Origin of the sequence: Claveliimonas bilis (genome assembly GCF_030296775.1) — a bacterium.
Classification (GTDB): Bacteria; Bacillota; Clostridia; order Lachnospirales; family Lachnospiraceae; genus Claveliimonas; species Claveliimonas bilis.
Genome location: NZ_AP027742.1, coordinates 1,433,735 through 1,455,407, shown reverse-complemented (window position 1 = coordinate 1,455,407; position 21,673 = coordinate 1,433,735). Strand labels below are relative to the sequence as shown.

Here is a 21,673-nt window from a genome sequence, read left to right as displayed (position 1 = left end):
TCTTTATTTCGGTAATTTAAATGAACTCTTCAGCGAAACGATCCTGTTAAACACCAGTGTATCCGGAGCGGAATCTTTGGCGTCAATGCAGAAATATCCGTTCCGTACAAACTGGAAACTGTCATACGCCCCACATCCGTCAAAGCTCGGTTCCACATAGCAGTTCCTTCGAATTTCCAGAGAATTAGGATTCAGATTCAAAGAACCATCTTCCTTATTATAGACGCCCTTTTCTTCATCAACCAGATTCTCGTACAGCCGAACCTCTGCTTTCTGTGCATGGCTGGCCGGCACCCAGTGGATCGTTCCTTTTACCTTCCGTCCGGTAAATCCTGTCCCTGCCTTTGTCTCCGGATCATATGTCACATGCACTACTGTTACATTTCCCTGTTCATCTGTTTCATATCCTACACATTTCACAAAATAAGCATGCATCAGGCGCACTTCATTTCCCGGAAACAGACGGAAATATTTCTTCGGCGGCTCGATCATAAAGTCGTCCCGTTCGATGAACAGCTCCCGTTCAAAAGGAACCTTTCGCGTCCCCAGGTCTTCATTTTCCAGGTTGTTGGCAACATCCAGATATTCCACCTGGTCTTCCGGATAATTGTCGATCACCAGTTTAATGGGATCCAGCACCGCCATCATACGCGGACGCTTCATTTTCAAGTCCTCCCGGATACAGTATTCCAGCATCGCGTAATCCACAGAGCTCTGGCTCTTGGAAACACCGCACATATCCACAAACATTTTAATGGATTCCGGTGTAAATCCGCGACGGCGAAGGGCCGCAATAGAAACAAGGCGCGGGTCATCCCATCCATCCACAATACCATCCTGCACCAGCTTCTTAATGTAACGTTTTCCTGTCACAACATTTGTCAGATACAGCTTGGCAAACTCGATCTGACGCGGAGCCGGATCAAACTCACATTCTCTTACCACCCAGTCATACAGCGGTCTGTGATCTTCAAATTCCAGTGTACAGATGGAGTGGGTAATCTTTTCCACCGCATCCTCAATAGGGTGAGCGAAATCATACATCGGATAAATACACCATTTATCTCCTGTATTGTGATGGGACATATGCGCCACACGGTAAATAATAGGATCTCTCATATTGATATTAGGTGAGGACATATCAATTTTTGCACGAAGAACTCTTTTTCCATCTTCCACCCGGCCGTTTTTCATCTCTTCAAAAAGCGCTAAATTTTCTTCCGCAGAACGCTCTCTGTAAGGACTGTTTTTCCCCGGTTCTGTCAACGTTCCGCGGTACTCCCTGATTTCTTCGGGGCTTAAGTCACAGACATAAGCTTTTCCTTTTTTGATCAGTTTTACTGCACATTTATACATAATGTCAAAATAGTCGGATGCATAGTACAGATGATCACCAAAGTCAGCCCCCAGCCATTCCACATCTTTTTTGATGGATTCCACAAATTCCATATCTTCTTTTGTAGGATTTGTGTCATCAAACCTTAAATGAAATGTTCCATTATATTTTTTTGCAAGTCCATAATTTAAAAGAATTGATTTTGCATGCCCAATATGAAGATAACCGTTTGGTTCCGGCGGAAACCGGGTGCAAACATTCTGATAAACACCTTCTGCCAGATCTTTATCTATTTCCTGTTCAATAAAATTTTTAGAAACCACTTCTTCTCCCATGGCAACCTCCTGCTAACTATAATCTAATCATGGCTTTTATCTTATCATACTTCCAAAAAATCGACAATAGAATTATTTTCAAAAACCATTGACAAACCACCTTGCATATTGTATATTAATCACGTTGCATAAAAAATATGTGCTGCCTTGGCTCAGTCGGTAGAGCGTCGCCTTGGTAAGGCGGAGGTCGGCGGTTCAAGTCCGCTAGGCAGCTTGAAAAGAACTCCTGAATATCAGGAGTTCTTTCAGACTGTAGACAAAGTCCCCGGCATACGCCGGGGCTTTTCTTTTCCAGTTATCCACTTTTTTTATATCTTTTCTGTTTTTATCAAGAAAAATGTTCTTCTTATCAACGCAAAAGTTAAACGGTGTTCTCCTTCCACATGGTATAATTATTTTATAGGGAGGTTCCGCTTATGATGACAAGAGATGCCAATAAAAAAAGAGAACAAATGATGATGTTCAGCATGGATGACATGGTACCAAAGGATCACATGCTCCGAAAGATTGACCGGGCAATCAACTGGAACTTTATTTACGATCTTGTAGAAGACAAGTATTGTGCAGATAACGGTAGACCCAGCATGGATCCGGTGATGCTGATCAAAATCCCTTTTATCCAGTATCTCTATGGGATTAAAAGTATGCGCCAGACAATAAAAGAAATTGAAGTGAATGTAGCTTATCGCTGGTTTCTCGGTCTGGACATGCTGGATCCGGTTCCTCACTTTTCTACTTTTGGAAAAAACTATACCCGCCGTTTTAAGGATACGGATCTGTTTGAACAGATTTTTTCCCATATCCTGGAACAATGCATGAAATTCCATCTGGTAGATCCCTCCACTGTGTTTGTGGATTCTACCCATGTAAAAGCCTGTGCGAACAGCAAAAAAATGAGAAAGAGGATCGCATCTCAAGAGGCATTATGGTATGAGGAAGAGTTGAAAAAGGAAATCAATGAAGACCGCAAAAAACATGGAAAGAAGCCTTTAAAAGAAAAGAAGGATGATTCAAATACACCTCCAGCAGCGGGCGGCGGCACTTCTGGTGAAAGCGGTTCTTCAGAGGAAATCCCGGAAGGAGCCAAGACGCAAAAATGCAGTACTTCAGATCCGGAGAGCGGCTGGTTCCGAAAAGGTGAACATAAACATGTTTTTGCATACAGCATAGAGACAGCATGTGACAAACATGGATGGATCTTGGGCTATACGGTGCATCCGGGGAATGAACATGACAGCAGGACATGGAAACCTTTGTATGACAAAATAAAGGATCTGGATATGGAGAGGATGGTATTGGATGCTGGATATAAGACTCCGGCAATTGCCAGAGAATTGTTAAAAGACGGGATAGATCCTCTGTTTCCGTATAAAAGGCCCATGACAAAAGAAGGATTCTTTAAGAAATACGAGTATGTCTATGATGAGTACTATGACTGCTATATCTGTCCGGCAGATCAGATCCTTACTTATCGGACAACGAACCGGGAGGGTTACAAAGAATACAAGAGCGATAAAAGTATCTGTAAAAACTGTCCTTACCTTTCCAAATGTACAGAAAGCAAAGAGCATGAAAAAACGATCTCCCGCCACATTTGGGAAGAGTATCTGGAAACCAGTGAGGATATTCGTTATACTCTCGGGAACAAAGAGATTTATATGTTAAGAAAAGAAACCATTGAAAGATTGTTCGGAAGTGCAAAAGAACAGCATGGATTTCGATACACACAATATATCGGGAACGCCCGGATGAGAATGAAAGCCGGGCTGACCTTTGCGTGCATGAATCTGAAAAAGCTGGCAAAGATTCTGGATGTAAGGGGAAGGCAGGACAAAAAATCAGGATTCTTTTTTATCCTTTATAAAAAAATATGGGAGTTGGCATTTTGGCAAAAAGAGTGGTGCTGGAGCCCTAGCTCCAGCACCAACTTTGTCTACAGTCTGAAAGAACTCCTGAATATCAGGAGTTCTTTTTTACTATCATCTCAACGATTCTGTGATTTTCCACCTTCAGCACATCAATCTGCAGCTCTTCTGTTTCACATGAAAAACATTCCCCGTCTTCCGGTATACGGTCAATGACGCCGCACACGAATCCGCCAAATGTGTCATAATCATCTTCTGCAATTTCTATTTTTAATTCCTCTTCCACATCCTCTACATCGGCGCTTCCCTGGATCTTCCACTGATTTTCACCGATTTTCACAATATCCTCCGGTTCCTCTGCTTCATCCTGCTCATAAAGATCGCCTACCAGGGACTCTATCAGATCATGAAGGGTAATAATGCCGCTGACGCCGCCGTACTCATCTACAAGTACCGCAAAATATACTCTCTTTTCTCTCATCTTCTGGAAAAGCGTGTTTGCCTTCATGGTTTCCGGCACGAAGAATGGTTTTTCCAGTGTATGATGAATCACATTTTCCCTGCTCTTATCTTCCAGCCGGAAATAATCCTTTGTATCGAGGATTCCCACGATATCTTCCTGATTTTCTTTGCACACCGGATAATGGGTATGTCTTGTAGCATGTATTCTGGCTTCCCATTCACTCACATCTTCATCCAGATAAAGTGTTTCCATATCCACCCGATGCGTGCAGATCTGCTCAATAGAAATGTCGTCAAATTCAAAGACATTTCTTATCATTTCACTTTCTTCTTCATCAATATTCCCCTGATCTTTTCCTTCCACAAGAAGCATACGGATTTCTTCTTCCGTCACCTGTTCCTCCTCTTCTTCCGGATTAATTCCCATTAGTTTTAAAATCCCATTGGTTGATCCGGTAAGCAGAAACACAAGGGGCGCAAACACTTTGGAAACTCCGTAGAGGAGCCCGGAAAGAGCCAGTGCCAGCTGCTCTGATTTTTTCATGGCAATCCTTTTGGGAACAAGTTCACCGAATACCAGATTAAAGTAGGCAAGTACAAGAGTAATCAGCACAAGTGAGACTGATTTGATGACGTTTTCCGGTATTTCCACCCCAAGTCCTACAATCCATTTTGCCAAAGGTCCCGAAAAACTTTCCGCCGCAAAAGCACTTCCCAGAAGTCCCGCCAGAGTGATCGCCACCTGTATTGTAGCCAGAAAACGGGCAGGCTGTTCCGTCAGTGTATACAAATGGCGGGCTTTCTTATTCCCTTCTTCCGCCATAACTCTAAGCTTTGTCTCATTCATGGAAATTACTGCAATTTCAGCACTTGCAAATGTAGCGTTTAATAAAATCAGCACAATCTGCAGTACAATTGGTCCTATCATTTTTATATTTTCCTCCTAATCTCAAGCACAAATATCGCTGTAAAAACCGCAGAAGGGTATAACCCGCACAGGCTTTTCTATATACAGACCTGTGCAGGCTATACCCTTATCTATTCATAATGTTCTACATGGATTTTTTTTCTGATTTCTACCTGAGTATTTTTTTCCTGTTCAGTGTCGCTTTCTCCACTGTCATCCATGTATTTGATCACACCTTTCTTTTCTGATATCCTGAATGCTCACTTTATACAGCTTTCAGATGAATAATAAGATATCACAGCAAAAACTTTCTGTCAATCCTCTTCTTTCAAAAGAATCTTTTCTGTTTTTGCTTTGATTCTCTGAATGGCATTATCTACTGTCTTCGGACTTTTATCCAGCAGCTCCGCAATTGTCCGGTAATCCGTCCCAAGAAGGTGGAGATACAATACACGTTTCTCCAGATCACTTAGATTTTCTCCCAACTCTTTTTCCAACCTCCGGGCATTTTCTTTACTCAAAAACGCCTGCTCCGGATTACTTTCCTTCCCGGCCTCTATTGTATCAAGAAGATTGGTATTCTCCTCGTCGTTTTCATTTTCGTAGAGAGACACATAGGAATTAAGAGGAATATGCTTTTTCCGGCGGGACGCCTCGATCGCACTGTAAAGCTGCCTTGTCACACACAGTTTAGCAAAACTGTAAAAGGACGACTCCTGATCTGCATCGTAATTCTGAACCGCTTTAAAAAGGCCGATCATCCCTTCCTGGATAAGGTCGTCACTCTCTCCCCCAAGAAGATACATTGCCTTGGCCTCCTTGCGGACCATTCCTTTATATTTTTCCATCAGATAATCTATGATGGCTCTGTCGCCGCCTCGCAGCCGACGAATCAGCTGCTCGTCGGTCATCGTCTCATATCTTGACATATAATCCCTCCGGCAGCCTTACGTTACACACTCATGCGCTGCCTCACAATCTCATAAGCCAGTACTCCCGCCGCCACTGAGGCATTTAAAGAATCGATGTCTCCTTTCATGGGAATACTTGCTGTGAAATCACAGTGTTCCTTCACCAGGCGGCTGACTCCTTCTCCTTCATTTCCAATCACCAGCCCTATCGGCCCCTTCAAATCCAGATCATACATCTGTGTTCCGCCCATATCGGCACAGACAAACCACAGTCCTTTTTGCTTCAGCTCTTCCATTGTTTTCGCAAGGTTCGTCACCTTAGCTACCGGGGTATAATGAAGCGCCCCTGCAGATGTCCGGGCTACTGTCGCCGTCAGGCCCACGGCACGCCGTTTCGGTATGATAACACCGTGCGCACCTGCCAGGTTCGCTGTACGGATGATCGCACCCAGATTGTGGGGGTCTTCGATATTATCCAAAAGGATCAAAAAGGGAGGTTCCTTCCGGCTTTCAGCCAAAGCCAGCATATCCTCTACTTCTGAATATTTGTATGCTGCCGCATAAGCCACAACGCCCTGGTGCTTTCCCGTCTCCGAAACCTGTGCAAGCCTCTCTTTGCTGACAAAATTAAGGATCGCATCTGTTTTTTTCGCTTCTCTTATGATCGTACGGATGGGACCATCCTGACATCCATCCAGCACATACAGCTTGTCAATCGTTTTGCCGGAGCGAAATGCCTCCAGCACCGCATTTCTCCCCTCGATCACTGTAAGATTGCTCTCCGCATTTTTTTCTTTCATTTCTACTCCTGTCTTTTTGTTTTTATATATTTAGCGTCGATGTACAAGGGGCAACACGGTCGCTAAAGGGTAGATTTTAGTCCCCTTGTACACCGACGCTATCCTTTGCCGAGTGAAACTCGCCCTTGCAAAATCTACAGATCCCGGGACTCCCGGGAGGCTATATCATCCAGACCGATCTTCACCAGCTCCAGCATTCGCTTCCACTCTTTTTTCAGGTAAAGATAGCCAAGCAAAGCTTCAAATCCTGTCGCCCGTCTGTAATCTGTCACGGACTGGTTCTTTGCAGGGGATACGCTTTTTGCATTTCTGCCCCTTTTGTAAATTCCGTGCTCTTCTTCTGTCAGATATTCCTGAATCTTCCGCATCATTCTGGACTGCGCCGATGCCTGAACATAAGAGCTGGTTCTTTTGTGAAGCTTCTGAACAGGCTGATTCCCCTCATTTATCATAAGGCTTTTTATGATCAGATCATATATCGCATCCCCGATATAGGCGAGAGTGAGGGGGGAATATTCCCGCACATCCACATCCCTCATCTTGAACATTTCTCTCATACAGGAATCAAATTCCCACTCGTTACGATCTTCTAAGCTCTTTTCCATTTTACCCCTTCCCTGGTATCTTCCAGAATAATTCCTTTCCCGGCCAATTCATCACGAATCTGATCAGCTCTTGCAAAATCCTTTGCTTTTCGCGCTGCCTGACGCTCTTCGATCAATGCCTCAATATCTTCATCCAGAATTTCTTCTTTCTTATTAACGATCAGTCCCATCACATCTGTCAGTTTCTGAAGAACGGATAACAGCTTCTCTGTATATTCTCTGGAACTGTTTCCATCTGCTGTCGTATTGCAGTATTTTACCAGATCAAAAATAGATGCAATTGCGTCTGCTGTATTGAAATCATCATCCATAGCAGCTTCAAAGGCTTTCACAAAATCTTCTGTCTTTTCCAGATCTGTCTTCTCTTTTTCAGTCATATCTTCTGTCTTGGCATTTCCGGACAGGAATTTCAGATTTTCCGCTGCATTTACAATTCGCTCCAGACCGTTTCTGGAAGCTTCCATCAGCTCTGCGCTGAAATTCAGCGGACTTCTGTAATGTGCACTCAGCATAAAGAAACGAAGGATCTGAAGATCATACTGCTCGCTGATTTCCCGAACCGTACGGAAATTTCCCAGAGATTTGCTCATCTTGTGGTTGTCAATATTTAAAAACGCATTGTGCATCCAATATTTTGCAAATGTTTTTCCGTTTGCCGCCTCACTCTGGGCAATCTCATTTTCGTGGTGAGGAAAGATCAAATCTTCTCCTCCTGCATGAATGTCTATTTCCTCCCCCAGATATTTTTTGGACATAACAGAGCACTCAATATGCCATCCCGGACGTCCGTCGCTCCACGGCGACTCCCAGGCCGGTTCTCCCTCTTTTTTCGGCTTCCACAATACGAAATCTAAAGGATCTTCCTTTTCATCCTCCCCGCTTACCAAAAGGGTCCGGTTACCGGATCTTAAATCATCCAGATTTTTATGAGACAGCTTTCCATACTCTTCAAATTTTCTTGTACGGAAATATACTGTACCATTCTTTTCATAGGCATATCCTTTGTCAATAAGCTGCCGGATCATCTCCACCATCCCGCAGATTTCCTCTGTGGCGAGAGGATTTTTGGTGGCAGGTTTAATGTTCATCCCTTCCATATCCTTTTTGCACTCTTCGATGTAACGCTTGGAAATCTCATCTGCGGAAACATGCTCCTCAATTGCCTTGTTGATAATCTTGTCATCTACATCTGTGAAATTGGATACATAATTCACATCATAGCCCTTGTACTCAAAATATCTTCTTACTGTGTCAAACACGATCATGGGCCTTGCATTTCCAATGTGGATAAAATTGTACACTGTAGGTCCGCACACGTACATTTTTACCTTTCCTTCCTCCACCGGAACAAATTCTTCCTTTCTCCTTGTCATTGTATTAAAGATTTTCATGATTTTCCTCCTTGTCTTCCCCGGCTTCATCCGGCCGGATTTCTATTGAATTATCACGCACGCAGCGCATGTGTTTCTCCAGTTCCTTCACCTTTTTCTGAAGGCGGATATTATCTTTTTGCAGTTCCCTGATATCATTGCTGATAGGATCCGGCAAATGAACCTGATCCATGTCGGAACGGGGAATCTTCTGATCTCCCATCCGCACGACTCTTCCCGGAACTCCAACTACAGTACAGTTGGGCGGCACTTCCTTCAAGACCACTGATCCGGCACCGATCTTAGAATTTTCTCCAATAGTAAAAGATCCCAGAATCTTTGCACCGGCGCTCACCATTACATTATCCTTCAATGTAGGATGCCGTTTCCCTTTCTCTTTTCCGGTTCCTCCCAGGGTTACTCCCTGATACAAAGTCACATTGTTACCGATGATAGTTGTCTCCCCGATAATGACCCCTGTACCATGATCGATAAACAGCCCTTTCCCTATCCTGGCGCCGGGATGGATCTCGATCCCGGTCTTTCTGGCTGCCCTCTGGGAAACCCATCTTGCCAGAAAATAATGCTTTTTCCGGTAAAGGCGGTGTGCTACCCGATAGCTCAATATTACCTTAAAACTGGGATATAAAAAGACTTCCCAATTTGATTTTATTGCCGGATCTCTTTCCCTGATAACCTGTATTTCTTCTTTTACGTATGATATAAGTCCCATGCTCCACTCCTTGAATAAAAAACGTCCCTTACAGTATATCTGTAAGAGACGAATAAATCCGCGGTTCCACTCTTATAAAGAACAGGACGTCATATCCCATTCTCCGCTTTTGGCAGTTAACGCCTGCAAAACGTATCCGGCTACTCCTTGCTTTCGCCGGATCAACTCCCGGGGGCACTTCATATGGTCTCCCCTTAAGACTGCTTTCAGCCGGTGACAGTCTCTCTCTTTCAGGTTTACTCCATATTACTTTTCCCGTTCCTCGTCTTTTCACTGTTGGTTATATACTATGTGAAAATTTTCCTTTTGTCAACCTCTGAAATCCTTTTATACAACCTCATTCAGAAAAATCCGGGACAAAGGTACGATTTTCTTCAGCTCATTTTTCATCCTGTCTGACATTTTTACGCCTTTTTCTTCTGCAATCTCCTCCACTGAGGCCGCTCCGAAGATCAGCCTTGCCAGGGCTCCGACCGTAAGCGTACCTTCGCTGTTCTCCTCTTTCCCCTCCATGAGCATAACACCGGAAGCTTCCGTGCCGGTAATAAGGAAACACCGGTTGTTCTCTTCGATCAGAGGGTCCGTCACATGAAAACAGACTGCTGTCAGATAGTTCAAATCGAGCAGAAGCAGCATCCTTCTGACGCCCACAAGCCGCACCATAATCTTGGGTCTTTCCTTGGGAATCTCCGAAACACGGGGGCAGCACCACAAAATCTCCCCGTCCTTTTCACCGATCATCAGACAGCCGCCGTCGCTTTCGTACTCTTTCATAAGACGGACATAATACTCTTCTTCCCGTTTTGCATAGACATCAAAATTTCCTTCCAGGGCAGCCGTTGCCATTCGGGCCATAGAAGCAGCGTCCTTAGGCACTGCCCGTCTCTCCCGGATATCCGCCTTCTTCTCTGACGGTTCCCAGTATTTTGTTGTCTGTTCATAAACCGTACGGAAATCGTGGGGGTAATAAATCTTTTCCGATGCCGGCATCAGATAGGTAAAGGGCTCTCCCTGGCGGTACATTGCCTGAAGAGACTCTTTTAAAAGCGCAGCCATATACCCCCTCTTCCGGTAAGGTTCCTGAGTTGCCACGGCCACAATATAATGCAGCTTTTCCTCTTTTTTGTTTACCATGACATCATAGGGATTCAGATGAATCATGGAACGAATTTCCCCATCTTCTGTCACTGCATAAATAATGTTATCTTTCGTCTTTTCTGTATAGTAATAATTTACAAAGCTTTCGCTGTCCTCTGAAAAAACCTCCTCATACAGGGATCTTGTAGCAGAATGCTCTGTCGGATCCAATTTTCTGATTTCCATAATCTCAAGCCTCCGCTTTTTAAACCTCTCGCGGGCATCCCTTACACCCGGCACACCCTTCTTCACCAACTGCATAGCTGTAATTTGCAATCGTTTCCAGGCAGGCAACAGCCTGTGCAGAGATTCCCTCTCCTGTTCCTGTGAAACCAAGGCCTTCTTCTGTTGTCGCCTTAACATTCACCTGACTTTTATCTATACGGAGAACTCCGGCAATATTTTCCCGCATTTTCTCTATATAAGGAGCCATTTTCGGCTTTTGGGCGATAATTGTCGCATCGATATTACTGATAACGTACACTTCTTGTTCTATCAATTCTCCAACTTTTGCAAGAAGTTTCATGCTGGAAGCTCCTTTATATGCATCATCCGTATCCGGGAAATGTTTTCCGATATCTCCAAGAGCCGCCGCTCCCAGAAGCGCATCCATCACAGCATGAAGGAGCACATCGGCATCCGAATGTCCGAGAAGCCCCTTCTCGTATGGAATCTCCACGCCTCCAAGAATCAGTTTTCTTCCTTCCGTCAGCCTGTGAACATCATATCCCATTCCAATCCTCATAATCTACTCACCATCTCTACTTTCTTTCTCTTCTTTCTTTTCTATCTCCTGTACCTCTGTCTCCTCTTTTTCAGGCTGTGATTCAGTACTGTCTTGCTTTTTACGCAGCCCTTTTATACCCTGCACTGCAATATAAGCCCCAAACAAAACAAACAACACGCCTGCCGCTGAAAACATCATATAATTATCCGGCTTTTCTTTCATAACATTTACAAACAAACTGATTCCGTTATAGGCCAGGTAAACGCCTGCAACCAGCCAAAGTCCGTGTCTTGTCTTATTACTCATTTTTTCATCCTCCAGTTTTCATATGTACAAGTATATAATTTTCCGCACCAGCTTGTCAAACAAAAAAACAGACCCAGCACTAAGATTGTTCTTAATACCATGTCTGTTCAAATAGCGGGAACTGGATTCGAACCAGCGACACTACGGGTATGAACCGTATGCTCTAGCCAACTGAGCTATCCCGCCGCAATATATATGGGACCTATAGGGCTCGAACCTATGACCCTCTGCTTGTAAGGCAGATGCTCTCCCAGCTGAGCTAAGATCCCATATTTTTGTTTCTGCAAGTCGCTTTCCCGCAACCCGCTTTGCTATTATACTATTATATTTCATGAAATGTCAACACTTTTTTACAATTTTTTTCAGCCTTTTTTTCGAGTATCCCAAGAGGCCGTTTTCTTCCCAATTTTCGTATAAAATTCCCTGTTAACTGTTAAATAGAGAAAGCAGACCGGCGGATCACACTGCCCTCCGATCTGCTTTTTTCATTTATATTTCTGTAAAATTCTATACGATTCCCTGTGCTTCCATTGCATTTACGACTTTTTCAAATCCTGCAATATTTGCACCTACCACATAGTTTCCTTCTGCTCCGTATCTCTTTGCAGCATCAGCCATATTGTGGCAGATATTTACCATAATATTCTTCAACTTGCTGTCTACTTCCTCAAATGTCCAGCTTAACCGTTCGCTGTTCTGGGACATCTCAAGTGCAGATGTAGCAACACCGCCTGCATTTGCAGCTTTTCCCGGAGCAAAAAGAACGCCGTTTGCCTGCAGATATTCTGTTGCTTCCAGCGTAGTCGGCATGTTTGCTCCCTCTGCTACTGCAAAGCATCCATTTGCAACAAGAGCCTTTGCGTCTTCCAGATGAAGCTCATTCTGTGTTGCACATGGCAGTGCAATGTCAACTTTTACACTCCAAACGCCTTTTCCTTCATGGTACTCTGCATTCGGACGATAGTTCTTATACTCGGAAAGTCTTGCACGTTTTACTTCCTTGATTTCTTTTACAGCTGCCAGATCAATGCCTTCTGCGTCATATACCCAGCCTGTAGAATCGCTCATTGTCACAACTTTAGCGCCAAGCTGCTGTGCTTTCTCTGTTGCATAGATTGCAACATTTCCGGAACCGGATACTGCGATTGTTTTTCCCGCAATGTCTTTACCGTTCATTTTCAGCATTTCCTCTGTCAGATAAAGGAGTCCGTATCCGGTAGCCTCTGTTCTTACCAAAGATCCGCCGTAGCTTAATCCTTTTCCTGTCAGGACACCTTCATACAGTCCGCGGATACGTTTGTACTGTCCGAACAGATAGCCGATCTCTCTTGCTCCTGTTCCGATATCACCAGCCGGAACGTCTGTATCTGCTCCGATATATTTACACAACTCTGTCATAAAGCTCTGGCAAAATGCCATAACTTCTCTGTCTGATTTCCCTTTCGGATCAAAGTCAGATCCACCTTTTCCTCCACCGATCGGAAGACCTGTCAGGGAATTTTTGAACACCTGTTCAAATCCCAGGAATTTAATAATACCAAGGTTTACAGACGGATGAAGACGAAGTCCTCCCTTGTATGGTCCGATTGCACTGTTAAACTGTACACGGTAACCTGTATTTACCTGAACCTGTCCCTTGTCGTCTACCCACGGCACACGGAATTTAAACTGTCTCTCCGGCTCAGTCAGTCTCTCCAGAAGCGCTTCTTTTCTGTACTTTTCTTCATTCGCTTCAATCACAACTCGTAAAGATTCCAGCACTTCTTTTACTGCCTGATGGAACTCCGGTTCAGCCGGATTCTTAGCCACTACTTTTTCAATTACCTCATCAACATATGACATCGTTTTATTCCTCCTTGAATATTCCTGTTAATCGCCAAAGAAAAAGAGCAGACAATCTGCCCACTCTTTGTGACTTCTTTGCCTCTTTAAAAGGATAAAATATTTCAAGGCAAAACACAAGTGTTTTTTGCATTTTTTATTATTTTTTTGCAACTTTATACTTTCATTCCTGCATTTTGCAATCCGTTTCGTGCATTTTCCCAAAACGGATTGCAACATTGTATGAGTAAAAATGCATTTACTTGACTATTTAAAATAAGCGACGCCGGATTCAAAAATCTTCAGATCCTGCTCTCCATAAATATTAACTGCTACGCTGCGTCCTCTTCTCTCTGAGTGAGCCATCTTTCCAAGAACCCTTCCGTCCGGACTTGTAATTCCCTCGATGGCAAAATAAGATCCGTTGATGTTCCATTCTTCATCACCGACGGAAATATTGCCTTCCGGATCACAGTAGCGTGTGGCAACCTGACCGTTTGCAAATAATTCCTCAATTGTCTCCTTAGGCGCAACAAAACGTCCTTCGCCATGAGAAGCCGGATTCACATACACACCGCCAAGCTGTGCCTGGGCAAGCCACGGAGATTTGTCCGTCACTACTTTTGTATATACCATCTTGGAAATGTGACGTCCAATAGTATTATAGGTAAGAGTCGGAGAGTTTTCTGTCTGTCCGATGATCTTTCCGCTTGGAACAAGGCCAAGTTTGATCAGCGCCTGAAAACCGTTGCAGATACCAAGTGCAAGTCCGTCCCGCTCTCCAAGAAGCTTTTCTACCGCCTCTTTCAGTTTCGCATTCTGGAATGCGGTTGCAAAGAATTTTGCAGATCCGTCCGGTTCGTCTCCTGCACTGAACCCGCCTGGGAACATGATGATCTGAGACTGTCCGATGGCCTTTTCAAATACCTGTACAGAATCTACGATATCTGCCGCATCCATATTCTTAAATACTTTGGTGATCACCTTTGCCCCGGCTCTTTCAAAAGCTTTTGCGCTGTCATATTCGCAGTTTGTTCCAGGGAATACCGGTATAAATACAGTAGGCTGCCCGATCTTATGGCTGCAGATATGCACCTTAGCCGCATGGAAGCACCCATCCTCATCCAGTCTTCCCTCTTCTGTTTCCTTTTCTGCCAGGAAATAGGCAGCCGGATCCTCCTCTGCGCCGGAAGTAGTCGGGAATACTCTCTCCAGTGTTCCCTTCCATGCATCTTCCGCCTCGTCAAGTCCGATCACCGTATCGCCATATGCGAATGTTCCGTCTGCTGTCACTTCACCGATCACTGTGTAGGAAATCTGCAGTTCGCCTACCTTGTCTTTTGCAACCTCTGCCACTAAATCGCCAAATGCCGGTGCAAACAGTTCTCTTGGATCCATGCTGTGCTCTATTTTCACACCCATACCGTTTCCAAAAGCCATCTTGCTGACTGCCGGGATCACTCCATGACGGTCCGGAACATAAGCGGAAAGAATTCTTCCCTCTTTGATGTCCTCTGCAAATTTTCCGTACTGCTCCATCACTTTATCATAAACCGGAAGATCGTACTCGTCCTTCGGTATGCGAAGCCATACAAGCTTGCTACCGGCTTTCTTAAGTTCCGGTGTAATGATATCCTTTTCCTTGGCAACGTCTACCGCAAAAGAAACAAGGGTCGGAGGAACATCGATATCTTCAAATGTACCGGACATACTGTCCTTTCCTCCAATGGACGGAAGACCGAAACCGATCTGTGCGCTGTAAGCTCCAAGAAGCGCTGCAAACGGCTGGCTCCAGCGATGCGGATCTTCCGACATCCGACGGAAATATTCCTGGAATGTGAAGCGGATCTTCCTGTAATCGCCCCCGTTTGCAACAATTTTTGCAACGGATTCCGTCACTGCGTAAACTGCTCCGTGATAAGGACTCCAACTGGAAAGATAGGGGTCAAAGCCATAGCTCATCATCGTGACAGTATCGCAGTCTCCCTTCAGTACCGGAAGTTTGGCTACCATTGCCTGGGTCTCTGTCATCTGATACTTTCCTCCGTGAGGCATGAATACAGAGCCAGCTCCAATGGATCCGTCAAACATTTCCACGAGGCCTTTCTGTGAGCATACATTCAGATCTTTTAATGTATCCAGCCATTTTTCTTTTACATCAGCAACCTCTGCCTTCTCTGTCAGAATGCTGTCTTTTCTGTTTGGAATATCCACAGCTACCGCTGTTTCCTGATGAGCGCCGTTTGTATCAAGAAATGCTCTGGAAAGATTGACGATCTCTTTTCCTCTCCAGGAAAGCACCAGCCTCGGTTCTTCGGTGACAACTGCCACTTCCACAGCCTCCAGGTTCTCTTCCTTTGCATATCCCATAAACTGTTCTACATCTTTTGGATCTACAACAACAGCCATTCTCTCCTGGGATTCTGAAATCGCGATCTCTGTTCCGTCCAGTCCTGCATATTTCTTCGGTACCTTATCAAGATCCACCTTAAGGCCGTCAGCTAACTCTCCAATGGCAACAGAGACTCCGCCTGCGCCAAAGTCATTACATTTCTTGATCAGGCGGCTGACTTCTTCTCTTCTGAAAAGTCTTTGTATCTTTCTCTCTGTAGGCGGATTTCCTTTCTGCACCTCTGCACCGCAGGTTTCAATGGATTCTTCTGTATGGACTTTGGAAGATCCGGTGGCTCCTCCGCAGCCGTCACGGCCGGTACGTCCGCCAAGAAGAATGATAATATCTCCCGGATCTGATGTCTCCCTGATTACTGCCCGACGCGGAGCCGCGCCTAATACAGCACCGATTTCCATACGCTTTGCCACGTAATTCGGATGATAAATTTCTTTGACCGCTCCTGTGGCAAGTCCGATCTGGTTTCCGTAAGAACTGTATCCGTGCGCTGCCTCTCTTACCAGTTTTTTCTGTGGCAGCTTGCCTTTCATGGTATCTTTTACAGAGACAGTAGGATCTGCAGCTCCCGTCACGCGCATTGCCTGATAAACATAGGTACGGCCTGAAAGCGGATCGCGGATCGCTCCTCCAAGACAGGTTGCCGCCCCACCGAAAGGCTCAATCTCTGTAGGATGATTGTGAGTCTCATTTTTAAAGTTTACAAGCCATTCTTCCTCTTTGCCGTCTACGGTCACCGGAACAACAATACTGCAGGCATTAATTTCTTCTGATTCTTCCTGATCCTGAAGTTTTCCTTCCTTCTTCAGACGGCGCATTGCCATAAGCGCCAGATCCATCAGACAGACAAATTTATCCTCCCTGCCCTTAAAAATCTCGCTGTGATCTGCAAGATACTGGCGGTAAGTCTCTTCTATCGGAGCTTTGTAATCCCCTTCGCCAAATGTTACTTCCTTCAGTTCCGTGGAAAATGTCGTATGGCGGCAATGGTCTGACCAGTACGTATCCAGAACGCGGATCTCTGTCATGGAAGGATCTCTTTTTTCTTCCGCGGAAAAATAATTCTGAATATGAAGGAAATCCTTAAATGTCATGGCAAGTCCAAGGGAATCATAGAGTTCCTTCAGCTTGTCTTCATCCAGATCCTTAAATCCGTCAAAAATGATCACATCTGCCGGCTCTTCAAATTTTGTCACCAGGGTATCCGGCTTCTCCATCCCTGTCTCACGGGAATCTACCGGATTGATACAGTGATTTTTAATCGCCTCAAACGCATCATCTGAAATATTCCCTTCTATTACATAGGTAGTTGCAGTGCGGATCACCGGTTTTTCATCTTCCTTAATAAACTGCACACACTGTACGGCAGAGTCCGCTCTTTGATCAAACTGTCCCGGAAGAAATTCTACTGAAAAAATTCTGCTTCCTTCCTTTACCGGAAATTCTTCCTGATACAGGGTATCTACCGGCGGCTCCGAAAAAATACCTTTGCACGCTTTTTCAAACGTTTCGTCTGAAAGATTTTCTATATCATAGCGGATGAGCACACGTACATTTTCCAGGGAATCAATTCCAAGATATCCCCTGATCTCATGCCGCAGATCCTTTGCCTGTACTGCATAATCCGGCTTTTTCTCCACATATACACGTCTTACATTACCCATAAAACTTCCTCCATTACTATTTTGTTTCTGCCGCGCACCCGGAAAGGAGGCAAAACTTCCTTTACATGCTGCGGTCTTTCTAAATATTGCCCCTGTGAAACAACTCAGGCTGATGATACCATCCCGAACTGCACATTCTGTGTTTATTATACCATGAGGTTTATTATTAATAAAGTTAATATAACTAAAGTTATTTATAAGTATTTCTTATTTTATTTCTTTTTTCTGCCAAACCTCCCTATCAAGGCAAAAGCAGCTGCAAAAATTGCCAGTCCCCCAAGGAAATACAGCCCTATCCGCATAACCATGTCGTAGAAAAATCCTTCCGGAAGCATCCGTATCATCAGGTCTGTAGACGGATCAAAAAGCCACAGATCGTTAGTAAAAAATATTTCGTGGAAAATGGTAAAATATTTTGTAAAATCCGAGGCAAATAAAACTCCCAGGAAAACTGTAAGAACCAGAAAAATCCCAAGGGAAATAAAATAGGCTCTGGGCAAAACGCGCTTCCAGTCTGCTTTCAAAGGAAAAATCAACACCAGCATCAAAAGAGCAAAAATGCCCAGAAGCCACCAGCGAAGCGCAAGGCCTCCCAGAAAAAGATTCTTCACATCCGCCATATGGAGTCTGTCCTGTTCATTAAAGAAATCCTGCTTTTCCCCGTTAACTGTTGTCTCTACGGAAAGTTCGGGACGTTTTCCAATAAGATAATCCATCATCTTTTCCGTCACATCCATGACGTCCTCCATCTCCATCTGCAAAGATTCCGTAACCTGATATTTCTCATACTCTTTTTCATAGAACTTATATTCCGGATCTCCGTAAATTGCTGCCTGAAAGCTTGTGATCAAGATCGCGATGATCAGAAGAAACATTCCTATGACCGCAGTAATGCCCTGTACTTTTTTCATGTCTTTCCCCTTTCTTTTGCTGTTTTTTATTCTGTGATTGTATTTTTTTATCTTTTCCCTTATAATACTTATGAACTTATTAGGAGGACTTATCATGGATATTAATTACGAATTATATAAAGTTTTCTATTATGTAGCTTCCACCTTAAGCTTTTCTGAAGCTTCCAAGCAGCTGTTCATTTCCCAGTCTGCTGTCAGCCAGTCTATCAAGACTCTGGAGCGAAAGCTGGACCAGGTGCTTTTCATTCGCAGCACGAAAAAAGTACAGCTCACGCCAGAGGGGGAAATACTCCTTCGCCATGTGGAACCTGCTATGAATCTTATTAAACGGGGCGAGGCCCAGCTTCTTGATTCTGCCTCTACAGGGGGGCAGATCCGCATTGGAGCCAGCGACACCATCTGCCGCTATTTTCTTGTTCCCTTTATCGAACGGTTTCATAAGGCTTTTCCCGGTGCCCATATTAAAGTCACAAATGCAACTTCCATACAAAGCGTGGAACTTTTAAACTCCGGCCAGGTGGATTTCATTGTGGTAAACTCTCCCAATGCCTATCTGGGAAGCGTGACAAAAATAAAAAGGATCAAAATTTTCCAGGATGTTTTTCTGGCAAATCAGTCTTTCAAAGAACTGAAGGGACGCCAGCTTTCCTTCCAGGAACTGCTGGAATATCCAATCCTTATGTTGGACAAAAAAAGCACTACCAGTGAATTTCTCCATAATCTGTTCCAACAGCATCACCTGGATCTGGTGCCGGAAGCAGAGCTTAGCAGCAATGATCTTCTGATCGATCTGGCGCGCATCGGTCTGGGAATCGCTTTCCTTCCCGACTACTGCATTCCACCAGATGATCCGGACCTTTTTGTGGTTAAGACAAAGGAGGAACTTCCATCCAGAGAGCTTCTTGCTGTTCACAGTCAGCACCTTCCCCTGTCCAAAGCTGCATCTGCTTTTTTAAATTATTTTGAAGAGGTCTGATCCCAGAATTTCCGGATTTTTTCTTTTACATTTTTTATATTACACATCTGATAGCCTTCCCATTCCCGCGGGAAGGTTTCTTTGTAACGTTTCTCCTGAAAACGGTCATCCAGAAGGAGAATAATCCCCCTGTCCTCTTCGGTCCGTATTACTCTTCCCGCTGACTGCTGCACTTTATTCATACCCGGATATACATAGGCGTAATCAAACCCTCGCATTTCTTTTTTATCAAAATATTCCTTCAAAAGTTCTCTTTCCCTGCACACCTGGGGCAATCCGGTTCCTATGATCGCCGCTCCGATAAGCTTGTCTTCGGAAAGATCGATTCCTTCTGAAAAAATACCGCCCATGACGCAGAATCCCATCAGACTGACATCCCTTTCCTCTTCAAATCCTTCTAAAAAGATTTCTCTTGCTTCTTCCGACATATAGGGAGCCTGGATCAGACAGTCCAGTTGGATGTTTTCCTCTTCCACCATATCCAGGAAACATTCATATACCTCTTCCATAAAACGGTAAGAGGGGAAGAACGCCATATAATTCCCTGTTTTTGCCAGGGCCATTTCCTTCAGATAAAGGGCATAGCGGCGGTACATTTTCTCCCCCCGCCTCGTGTATCTGGTGCTGACGTCGTTTCCTACCATCAAAAGGCGATTCTTTTTATCAAAAACCGACCTGGCGTAGACTGCATAGTCGTCCTTTTCTGTACTCAAAAGTTCTTTATAATACCGGATTGGCAGAAGGGTTGCCGAAAAGAATACTGTGCTGATGCCCTTATCCAGAGATTCCTTAAGATTGACCGAGGGATTTACACAGAAAAGCCGGATCTGGAATTTTCCTTCCTTATCGATTTCCGAATAAATCATATAATTTTCATCCAGCCTCTCATAAATCGTCTCAAACATCCGCACCTCAAAATAAAGAGCAAGTACTTCCTCCCGTATCTCTTCTTCCGTACATTCCTCCAGATAACGCTCCATTTCCGCCATAACGGAGAGCAGCTTCAGGTAGATACCCCCGGCACTTCCAAGCACCTGGCAGCCGTCGCACTCCCGTTTGAGAGCAAGGAGCTGCTTATTACAGTCCTCCAGCTGACGTGCAAGCTTTCCGTCTCTTTCCTTTACCAGCCGTCGCACTTTCATAATATTTTCCTTGTACAAGCTGGCACTGTACATTTCCCGGCCCCTCTCCACCAGATTGTGGGCCTCGTCGATCAAAAAGAGATACTCACCTTTTACATTATCTCCAAAAAAGCGTTTCAGTCTTGCGTTCGGATCAAACACATAATTGTAGTCGCAGATCACTGCATCTGCCCAAAGCGACAGATCTAGCCCCAGCTCAAACGGACAGACCTGCCACTTTTTTGCCTGCTGCTCAATGGCGCTCCGGCTTAGATCGTCGGTCTCTGTTATCATCTCATAAACCGCATCATTGATCCGGTCATAATGCCCTTTTGCATAGGGGCAGTAATCCGGATTACATTCCGCTTTATCACAAAAACATATCTTCTCTTTGGCAGTCAGCACGATTGTCTTATACCTCATCTGCTCACTTTCTGATATCTGCCCGTTTTCCCGGTGCGTCCCCTCTTTTAAAATTTCAAAAGCCTGCTGTGCCACTGTGCGGGTAATGGTCTTTGCAGTCAGGTAAAACAGCTTTTCCGCCAGCCCTTCCCCCACTGCTTTCACTGCCGGGAACACTGTTGCCATCGTCTTTCCCACCCCGGTAGGAGCCTGGATAAAAAGCTTCTTCTTCCGCAGGATTGTCCGGTAAACTGACGTAACCAGATCTTTTTGCCCTTCCCGGTACTCATAGGGAAATTCCGTCTGCTTAATGGACTGATTCCTAAGTTTCTTCCATTCCACCTGGAATCTTGCCCACTTTTCATACTGATCCGTCAGTTCATAAAACCATTTCCGCAGTTCCTCCATTTCATATTCGCTGCGAAAACGGCGGATTTCCTCTGTCTCCAGATGACAGTAGGTCATCTGGACTCCCATACTGTCCAGACCGTTCTGCTCCCCATAAATGAAAGCATAACACTTTGCCTGTGCCAGATGTACCTGCACAGGCTCTTTCATTGTATCCAGATTCTTAAAAACTCCCTTGATCTCATCAATGACGGTTCCTTCATCCGTCTCCATCACTCCGTCCGCACGGCCTTCTATCTGCAGAGTAAATCCTTCAAAAGGAACCTGTATCTTCATCGTTACTTCCGGATGATAGCTGCTTCCCATCTGACGCTGGATCTTCCGGTGCATACGGGCTCCCATCTGCATGGCATCCTTGTCGGCGGAGGCAATACGGTTGTCGATATCACCACTTTGCAGGATAAATTCCACAAGGGCACGGACAGATATTCTAATCACTTGCTCTTCCATGCTTTTCATTATAGTAGAG

At 44.6% G+C, this 21,673-nt stretch carries 15 protein-coding genes, 3 tRNA genes, 1 pseudogene and 1 other annotated feature; of the genes and pseudogenes, 3 read left to right on the top strand and 16 right to left on the bottom strand.

Features of this window, described 5'->3' with window-relative positions:
- Nucleotides 1-3: 3 nt before the first annotated feature.
- Nucleotides 4-1,671, bottom strand: coding sequence for a glutamine--tRNA ligase/YqeY domain fusion protein (locus tag R2J37_RS07010; protein ID WP_316266841.1), 1,668 nt, complete (start codon nucleotides 1,669-1,671; stop codon nucleotides 4-6).
- A 141-nt stretch (nucleotides 1,672-1,812) separates the two neighbouring features.
- Between R2J37_RS07010 and R2J37_RS07005 the strand changes: the two genes are divergently transcribed.
- Nucleotides 1,813-1,885 (top strand) — tRNA-Thr (locus tag R2J37_RS07005).
- Between the two features lie 202 nt (nucleotides 1,886-2,087).
- Nucleotides 2,088-3,752 carry an IS1182 family transposase gene (locus tag R2J37_RS07000; protein ID WP_316266839.1) on the top strand — a complete coding sequence of 555 codons (1,665 nt, stop codon included), beginning with the start codon at nucleotides 2,088-2,090 and terminating at the stop codon, nucleotides 3,750-3,752.
- On the opposite strand, the pseudogene R2J37_RS06995 reads toward R2J37_RS07000, so the two are convergent.
- From R2J37_RS06995 to R2J37_RS06930, 14 genes and pseudogenes are all read right to left on the bottom strand, one after another.
- Nucleotides 3,697-4,845, bottom strand: a pseudogene (locus R2J37_RS06995) (hemolysin family protein); the annotation flags it as partial. The gene R2J37_RS07000 and the pseudogene R2J37_RS06995 sit on opposite strands and share 56 nt — an antisense overlap.
- Before the next feature lie 374 nt (nucleotides 4,846-5,219).
- The gene (gene sigH / locus R2J37_RS06990) at nucleotides 5,220-5,834 is read right to left on the bottom strand and encodes an RNA polymerase sporulation sigma factor SigH (protein WP_230106442.1); all 615 of its coding nucleotides are present in this window, start codon (nucleotides 5,832-5,834) and stop codon (nucleotides 5,220-5,222) included.
- A gap of 23 nt (nucleotides 5,835-5,857) precedes the next feature.
- The gene (rlmB, locus tag R2J37_RS06985) at nucleotides 5,858-6,616 is read right to left on the bottom strand and encodes a 23S rRNA (guanosine(2251)-2'-O)-methyltransferase RlmB (protein WP_316266837.1); all 759 of its coding nucleotides are present in this window, start codon (nucleotides 6,614-6,616) and stop codon (nucleotides 5,858-5,860) included.
- 134 nt (nucleotides 6,617-6,750) lie between these two features.
- A complete protein-coding gene (locus R2J37_RS06980; protein WP_316266835.1) occupies nucleotides 6,751-7,221 on the bottom strand; it encodes a Mini-ribonuclease 3 in 471 nt (156 codons plus the stop codon).
- Nucleotides 7,206-8,612: a cysteine--tRNA ligase gene (gene cysS, locus R2J37_RS06975; RefSeq protein ID WP_230106445.1), complete on the bottom strand. Its 1,407-nt coding sequence runs from the start codon at nucleotides 8,610-8,612 to the stop codon at nucleotides 7,206-7,208. Before cysS ends, R2J37_RS06980 begins: the two co-directional genes overlap by 16 nt.
- Complete coding sequence (epsC, locus tag R2J37_RS06970) at nucleotides 8,599-9,324, bottom strand: serine O-acetyltransferase EpsC (protein WP_316266833.1); 726 nt, start codon at nucleotides 9,322-9,324, stop codon at nucleotides 8,599-8,601. Before epsC ends, cysS begins: the two co-directional genes overlap by 14 nt.
- A gap of 41 nt (nucleotides 9,325-9,365) precedes the next feature.
- Nucleotides 9,366-9,596 (bottom strand) — a binding site (T-box leader).
- 55 nt (nucleotides 9,597-9,651) lie between these two features.
- The gene (locus R2J37_RS06965; RefSeq protein ID WP_316266831.1) at nucleotides 9,652-10,647 is read right to left on the bottom strand and encodes a GNAT family N-acetyltransferase; all 996 of its coding nucleotides are present in this window, start codon (nucleotides 10,645-10,647) and stop codon (nucleotides 9,652-9,654) included.
- Nucleotides 10,648-10,666: 19 nt separating this feature from the next.
- Nucleotides 10,667-11,206 carry a 2-C-methyl-D-erythritol 2,4-cyclodiphosphate synthase gene (gene ispF, locus R2J37_RS06960; protein ID WP_316266829.1) on the bottom strand — a complete coding sequence of 180 codons (540 nt, stop codon included), beginning with the start codon at nucleotides 11,204-11,206 and terminating at the stop codon, nucleotides 10,667-10,669.
- 3 nt (nucleotides 11,207-11,209) lie between these two features.
- A complete protein-coding gene (locus tag R2J37_RS06955) occupies nucleotides 11,210-11,494 on the bottom strand; it encodes a hypothetical protein (protein WP_230106448.1) in 285 nt (94 codons plus the stop codon).
- Between the two features lie 112 nt (nucleotides 11,495-11,606).
- A tRNA-Met gene (locus R2J37_RS06950) sits at nucleotides 11,607-11,680 on the bottom strand.
- Between the two features lie 10 nt (nucleotides 11,681-11,690).
- Nucleotides 11,691-11,763: transfer RNA gene (locus R2J37_RS06945), tRNA-Val, on the bottom strand.
- A 238-nt stretch (nucleotides 11,764-12,001) separates the two neighbouring features.
- A complete protein-coding gene (gdhA, locus tag R2J37_RS06940; protein WP_230106449.1) occupies nucleotides 12,002-13,336 on the bottom strand; it encodes an NADP-specific glutamate dehydrogenase in 1,335 nt (444 codons plus the stop codon).
- Nucleotides 13,337-13,582: 246 nt separating this feature from the next.
- On the bottom strand, nucleotides 13,583-17,386 hold the full coding sequence (locus tag R2J37_RS06935) for a phosphoribosylformylglycinamidine synthase (protein WP_316266826.1): 3,804 nt from the start codon (nucleotides 17,384-17,386) through the stop codon (nucleotides 13,583-13,585).
- Between the two features lie 212 nt (nucleotides 17,387-17,598).
- Nucleotides 17,599-18,297 carry a TIGR01906 family membrane protein gene (locus tag R2J37_RS06930; RefSeq protein WP_230106451.1) on the bottom strand — a complete coding sequence of 233 codons (699 nt, stop codon included), beginning with the start codon at nucleotides 18,295-18,297 and terminating at the stop codon, nucleotides 17,599-17,601.
- Between the two features lie 94 nt (nucleotides 18,298-18,391).
- Here R2J37_RS06930 and R2J37_RS06925 point away from each other — a divergent pair, with 94 nt between their 5' ends.
- Entirely contained in the window at nucleotides 18,392-19,273 is an 882-nt protein-coding gene (locus R2J37_RS06925) for a LysR family transcriptional regulator (RefSeq protein WP_230106452.1), read from the top strand.
- Here the strand turns inward: R2J37_RS06925 and R2J37_RS06920 are convergent.
- Complete coding sequence (locus R2J37_RS06920; RefSeq protein ID WP_316266824.1) at nucleotides 19,255-21,654, bottom strand: ATP-dependent DNA helicase; 2,400 nt, start codon at nucleotides 21,652-21,654, stop codon at nucleotides 19,255-19,257. The two genes, R2J37_RS06925 and R2J37_RS06920, sit on opposite strands and share 19 nt — an antisense overlap.
- Between the last annotated feature and the right edge of the window lie 19 nt (nucleotides 21,655-21,673).

What these genes read in the sequence shown, in the direction of transcription:
- R2J37_RS07010 (WP_316266841.1), bottom strand. Translation starts at nt 1,671, where the DNA reads ATGGGAGAAGAAGTGGTTTCTAAAAATTTTATTGAACAGGAAATAGAT.
- R2J37_RS07000 (WP_316266839.1), top strand. Translation starts at nt 2,088, where the DNA reads ATGATGACAAGAGATGCCAATAAAAAAAGAGAACAAATGATGATGTTC.
- sigH (WP_230106442.1), bottom strand. Translation starts at nt 5,834, where the DNA reads ATGTCAAGATATGAGACGATGACCGACGAGCAGCTGATTCGTCGGCTG.
- rlmB (WP_316266837.1), bottom strand. Translation starts at nt 6,616, where the DNA reads ATGAAAGAAAAAAATGCGGAGAGCAATCTTACAGTGATCGAGGGGAGA.
- R2J37_RS06980 (WP_316266835.1), bottom strand. Translation starts at nt 7,221, where the DNA reads ATGGAAAAGAGCTTAGAAGATCGTAACGAGTGGGAATTTGATTCCTGT.
- cysS (WP_230106445.1), bottom strand. Translation starts at nt 8,612, where the DNA reads ATGAAAATCTTTAATACAATGACAAGGAGAAAGGAAGAATTTGTTCCG.
- epsC (WP_316266833.1), bottom strand. Translation starts at nt 9,324, where the DNA reads ATGGGACTTATATCATACGTAAAAGAAGAAATACAGGTTATCAGGGAA.
- R2J37_RS06965 (WP_316266831.1), bottom strand. Translation starts at nt 10,647, where the DNA reads ATGGAAATCAGAAAATTGGATCCGACAGAGCATTCTGCTACAAGATCC.
- ispF (WP_316266829.1), bottom strand. Translation starts at nt 11,206, where the DNA reads ATGAGGATTGGAATGGGATATGATGTTCACAGGCTGACGGAAGGAAGA.
- R2J37_RS06955 (WP_230106448.1), bottom strand. Translation starts at nt 11,494, where the DNA reads ATGAGTAATAAGACAAGACACGGACTTTGGCTGGTTGCAGGCGTTTAC.
- gdhA (WP_230106449.1), bottom strand. Translation starts at nt 13,336, where the DNA reads ATGTCATATGTTGATGAGGTAATTGAAAAAGTAGTGGCTAAGAATCCG.
- R2J37_RS06935 (WP_316266826.1), bottom strand. Translation starts at nt 17,386, where the DNA reads ATGGGTAATGTAAGACGTGTATATGTGGAGAAAAAGCCGGATTATGCA.
- R2J37_RS06930 (WP_230106451.1), bottom strand. Translation starts at nt 18,297, where the DNA reads ATGAAAAAAGTACAGGGCATTACTGCGGTCATAGGAATGTTTCTTCTG.
- R2J37_RS06925 (WP_230106452.1), top strand. Translation starts at nt 18,392, where the DNA reads ATGGATATTAATTACGAATTATATAAAGTTTTCTATTATGTAGCTTCC.
- R2J37_RS06920 (WP_316266824.1), bottom strand. Translation starts at nt 21,654, where the DNA reads ATGGAAGAGCAAGTGATTAGAATATCTGTCCGTGCCCTTGTGGAATTT.